Raw genomic sequence first — 5,588 nt, forward strand, 5'->3', positions numbered from 1 at the left:
GCCCGGCGATCCGGTCGAGGTCGACCTGCCCGGTTTCGTCCAAGCTGACTGCGAGCGCTTCGGCGACGTCCTGGGCGGACTGCGCCCGCTGCGGCGGGGTGATGACGTCCTCGGTGAAGATCTTCGACTTCCGCGCCTGCTGGGTGTCCTCGTCGAAGATTTCGATGCTGCGGACCAGCTGGATCGCCGGGTCGTAGCGGATGGCGCCCTCGAGGTGCCGCATCTTCTTCCACGCCGGGTTCGGCTCGGACGCCTCCGCCAGCAGCCGGGCAGCGACGTCCTCGGGAAGAGCGCCGGTGACCGGGCCGATCTCGTCGCCATTGTTGCGTCGCCACCGTTTCTCCAGGTCGGCGAAGCGTGTGTCGATGACCTTCTGGTTGGGCGGACCCGGGGTGATCCAGGTGAACCGGTTGAGTGGCCCGTACTTTCGCGCATACGCGTCGTATTGGCGGTTCAGCTGCGTGCGCAGCCGGTTCTTGGTGTCTTCGTCGCCGCCGGTGCGTTGGGCGTCGACGAGATCGGTGACCGTGCCGGCCATGGTGAGCATGGACTTCCACTGGGCGGTGCGGGCCTTGTCGATCTTCGACGGCACCGGCGTCCACCGGCCGCCGATCGAGAGCTGCTCGAACATCAGGGTCTCGTCGTTGTACCGCACCGACCCCGGCACCTCGGTGATCGCGGCTTCTTCCGCGGTGACCAGTCCGGCCTTGTCGAGCGTCGGGTCGGCGGCCGGCTGTTCCGCGTCCTGCCCGAGTCCCGCGCTCTTCGCGGTGTCGACGATGGCGCTCAGCCGGTCACGGACCTGTTCGGCCAACGGCCGGGAGGGGTCGGCGGTCACCTTCAAGGTGGCCGCCGAGTACATGCCCGACCCGATCCCGAGTTCGCCGAGCACGTTCTCCGGGTGGGCCAGGAAGTAGTCGTTGACCTTGATCTCACCCTCGGCCAGCTCGGCCTTCGAGGTGGTGATCCACTGCTCGGTCTCCGTCGACACAGTGCGGCCGGCCTCGCGGCGGCGGAAGATCAGCAGGTCGGTGACCACATCGGTACCGGCCTGCCGGTCGAATGCCTTGGTCGGCAACCGTAGTGCGCCGACGAGGTCACCGAGTGCGGCGATTTCCTCGCGGGCCTTGGGCCGCTGGGCGTCGGAAGTGAAGGCGCTGGTGATGACTGCGACGTAGCCGCCGGTTTCGGTCAGTGCGAGAGACTTGCGGATGAAGTGGTTGTGAATGGTCAGCCCGGACGGGTTGTGCAGTGGGTCGCTGACCGTGAAGTTGCCGAACGGGACGTTGCCGATCACCGCGGTGAAGGCACCCTCGTCGGGGGAGAACTTCTCGAAGCCGTGGCCCCGGACCTGGTGCCCCGGATACAGGTGGTGCGCGATCCGGGCGGTCATCGGGTCCAGCTCCACCCCGACCATCCGGGTGCCGTGCGGGGCGTGACCGATGAAGTTGCCGGCCCCACAGCCCGGTTCGAGGACCCGGCCGCCGGTAAACCCCGCCCGCGAGAGCGCGGACCACATCTCGGCGGTGATCGCCGGATCGGTGTAGTGGGCGTTGAGGGTGGAGGCGCGGGCGGCGTCGATCTCCGGCGGTGTCAGCACGGAGGAGAGGTCGGTGCGGAGTTCGTCCCACTCAGGTTTGCGCTTGTCGAAGATGTCCCCGGCGGCACCCCATCCGGACCAGGCGGCGAGGATCCGCTGTTCGGCCGGGGTCGCTGCCCGGTTTTCGTCGCCGAGCTGGTGCACCAGGCGGATCGCGTCGATGTTCGCCCGGGCGCGGGCCTTCGCCCCGGACGGTGCCAATACCTCGGCGCCGAGGACGAAGTTCGCGGCCGTCGCCTCCGGCTGGTCCGGTGCCGGCTGGGCGGCGAGCTGCGGGGCCTCGGCTGCGGGTTCGTTCTCGGTGTCCTGGCCGTCGTGGTCTCGGGGGTCGCGCTCCCCGGTGATCCTCGCGCCGACCCCGGCTGTCGCAGCCGACTCGATGTGCCGACCGGTGCGGGCGGTGGTGATCGCCTCCGCGAGGGTTGCCGTGGTGACCGGTTCGGTCTCGCCGCGGCTGACCTGCCAGTCCTTGGTGTGCCACCGGTAGCTGACCTGCGCCCGGTCCTGGCCGGGTTCGCCGACAAGGTATTCCGAGTCCCGCAGCGCCTCGAGATCGGCCGGTCCGGTCGCCGTGGTGAACAGGTCGTCAGGCTCGCGGGCGCTGGTGTGCAGGGTGTCGAACGCGTGCTGGGCGATGTCCAGGCGCAACAGCTCCGAGGTGTCGAGTCCGTGGGCGCGACACGCTGCCGCCAGGTCGCGGTGGTCGCGCTCGAACTCGGTGAGGACGCGGTCGCGCAGCTCTCGGCAGCCCTGAGAGGTCAAGAACCCGGTCCGGTTCAGGCTCGGGTGCAGCGACGTCGCAGCCGCGGCGAACACCTCGTCCAGGCTCAATGCCCGCCCGGTGATCTCGGCGAACCGGCCGCGGGCCTGTTCGGCAATCATTCCTTCTCGGACCGGTCCCGGGCGCGCGTCACCGGCGCCAATTGTGGCGCGGCGCACCGCTGGCAGGTGGTGGCTGCCCCACAGCTCCCGGCTGTCGCCGCCGTCGGTGGTGACCTCCCACACGGGGGTGCCGGTGTGCAGGGTGAACCTGTGCACTTGGGTGCGGGGACGGTTGGTCGCCACGAAGGTGTCGGTGTCGCGGGCGAGCCAGTCGGTGGCCTTGTCGCGGTAGCTGTCCTCGAGTGCGGCCAGGAGCGGGCCGCGAACCTCGGCGGTGAGCCACTGACGGCCGCCGTGGTCGTCGATCACCGCTGCGATATCCGGGCGGCCGGTGAGGCGGTCGGCGAGGTCTGCTGCTGCGGCCTCGAGGACGACGCTACGGCGCTTGGACACCAGGGTGCTCGCCGCCAGGGCCACCACCAGCGGGTCCTGACGTAGCTCGCCCTGGGCCCAGTCCCGCCACTTCTCGACGTCCGCGGCGCGGTCGTCGAGGCTGCCCGCCGCCTGCCAGGCGCGCAGGCTGGCGTCCGGGATCAGAGCCCGGGCGGCCTCGGCCGCCTTCTCGGCGCCGGCCACGACCGCGTCGTCTGCGCCGTCGAGCATCAACGCGGTGTGCACGCGCTGGGCGTCGAGCCAGGCGTGGATCTTGTTCCGGTCCGGCATCTCGTCGCCGGCCTCCACGGCAGCCTCAGACACTTCCACCGCGTCCACTTCCACCGCGTCCGCCGTGACCTCGGCGGCCGGGGCAACCTCGTCGGTCGGTGCGAGGGCCTGCGCGGCCGGTTCGGGGGAGGTCTTGACCGCCTCGTGGACCGTATCGAGGGTGGTGGCGATGTTGTCGTGCAGCCAGTGCGCCGCCGCCTGATACTGCGGATCGGCGGAGTCGACGGACAGCAGCCAGTCGCTGACGGTGTGGTTGACCAGCCGGTGGCGGCCGACGCTGAGGTAGTCCTCGGGTCGGCGCCGCAGCACCTGCAGGCGGGGGTGGGTGATCATCTCGGCCTGAAGATCGGCGAGGACCTCGTCCTCGCGTTCGCGCGCCCACTCGGTCCGGGCACCGTTCCAGCCGCGATGCCAGTCGGTGAAGATCTGCTCGGTGCGTGGGTCACCGACCGGGACACCGTCGAGCGCGGCGCGGACTCTCGGGTCGGCCGCCGGAATTGGAGTGCCGCCGCCGGGGCCGTGTTCGGTCCAGGCATTACGGCCGACGTGGCGCCAGTCCACCGGGTCGGTGCGGTGGCTGTTGTCGTGGACGCGGGTCAGGGTGTCCTCGGCCAGTTGCTGCCGTTTGGTCTCCACGACGGCGTCCGCGACGGCGTATTCGATCGCCTGCTGCACTGGGGCGGCGGCCGTGAACCGCTCGATCGGTGCTGTGGCGGCCTCGGCGACGGCCGAGTCGGCTTCGAGGGCGGTGACCGCGGCATCGGCGGCCACGCGTTCGGGGTGGTGTTTCGCCCAGATGCGGGCGGGGAGTTCGGCGGCGGCGGCCTGCCAGCCGGCAGGATCGCCGAGGGCGGTGCGGGCGATCGCCGCGATCTGCGGATCCTCACTCACGACCCGCTCAACGAGAGCGACCTGAACCTCGTCATGGGCGTGGCGCGCGGCCCAGGAGATGAACTGTTCGAAGGTGTTCGACGGTGACCCGGCGGCCAGGTTGAGGTCCTCGTCGGCCATCAAATGCCCGGCGATCTCGCCGACCAACGCCGCGACATCTTCGGAATCGGCGGTGGGTTCGCGCTGGGCGGTGAACTCGGCGACCAGCTCCCGCAGCGGCCGCCGCCCCGCGAGGGTTTCCGTGGCCGGTGCCGGGGTGGATGTCGTTTCCGGTGGTCGGTGTTCCCGGTCCGCCTTCTGTGCGGCGAGTTGGTCGCGGATCTGCGCGGAGCGCTCGCGTGCCTGCCCCGGCGACAGCGGTGGTCCGGTGTGCTCGGCACGCTCGTCCCGTTGCCGTTGGGTTTCCGCTTCGGCCAGGATGCGGGCGATCTCCGGATCGGAGGCGTCGGCGACCTGCCCGGACCGGGCGCGCAGCATCCTGATCTGCTCGTCGGCGCGGCCGATCGTCAGGTCGTCGGGCAGCCGCACCGGCAACCCACGCCTACGGCGCAGGGTCCGCAGATACGCCTGCTGGCGGTCGGTGGCGGGCCGATCCCGCCAGGTCCGGCGCGGCGCCCGCGCACGGCTGACCGCGGCGACGTCCACACCCTCGACGTCGTAGCCGGCGTCGGTACACACCTGCCGGGCACGCTCGGCCGCGTCGCGGGCCTCGTGGGCATCGGCCGAGACCCGCTCGACCCGGGCCGCCATCCGCTCCGCGGTCGTCGTCAGATCATCGACCAGCTCCGGATCGGAATTGGCCAACGCCGCCTCTGCGGCCTGCACCTGTATCTGCTGCGCACCGCGGATCAGGGTGGACAGCTTGCTCTCGATCTCGTCGAGATACCGGGCGGCCCGCGCATAGGCCACCAGCTCCGGTGGAGCTACACCACTCGGTTCCCCGCGGCCTTCGACGCCTTGATCTGCTCGTCGATCATCTGCGCCAGCTCGTCGGCCAACGGGTCCGCCGCCGTCAGCGGCGTCTTCACGTTGTCCTCCATCCGTTGCGCGATCAGCGATTCGGCGTACGTCCGAAACGTCATCGCCTCGCTCGGCCAGACCCTGCGAACCACCTGCCGTGCCAGGTCCGGCACCTCGACCATCCCGGTCCGCCAGCGGTCCGGGTCGCGGGCCTGCCTGCGCGCCACGATCTCTGCCTCGATCCGCTGCTCGATCTTCAGCTCCCGGGCGATCTGTTCCTCGCTGATCTGCGGCACCAGCGAGTACAGCTCCTCGGTCAGCACTGCCTCCCGGCTGTCGTGCTCGGCCTGAGCGATCAACTGATGGGTCGTCATCACGTCCGGATCCTGACCCGGATGCTCGGCCTTCCAGCTCCGCACCAGATACCCCTGGCCGCCCCCGACTCGCTGCAACACCAGCTCCGAGAGCCGCCCTGCCTCCTCGTCGAACTGCGCCGTCAGCTGCGCCTGCGTCGCGCCCGGGTCCACGCCCAGATGCTCCCGCCAGATCCGCTCCACTTCCGCGCGAATCGTCGGATCGAACTCCGCCATCG

The 5,588-nt window shown here is 70.5% G+C and carries 1 protein-coding gene and 1 pseudogene; both read right to left on the minus strand.

Features of this window, described 5'->3' with window-relative positions:
• A pseudogene (locus tag WAW17_RS07525) lies at positions 1-4,945 on the minus strand (DUF3072 domain-containing protein); the annotation flags it as partial.
• A gap of 14 nt (positions 4,946-4,959) precedes the next feature.
• Positions 4,960-5,588 (minus strand): hypothetical protein (locus WAW17_RS07530; protein WP_422332367.1); only part of this gene is annotated, 629 nt, incomplete at its 5' end.

The sequence above is a fragment of the Rhodococcus sp. (in: high G+C Gram-positive bacteria) genome, assembly GCF_049286785.1.
Lineage (GTDB): Bacteria > Actinomycetota > Actinomycetes > Mycobacteriales > Mycobacteriaceae > Rhodococcus_F.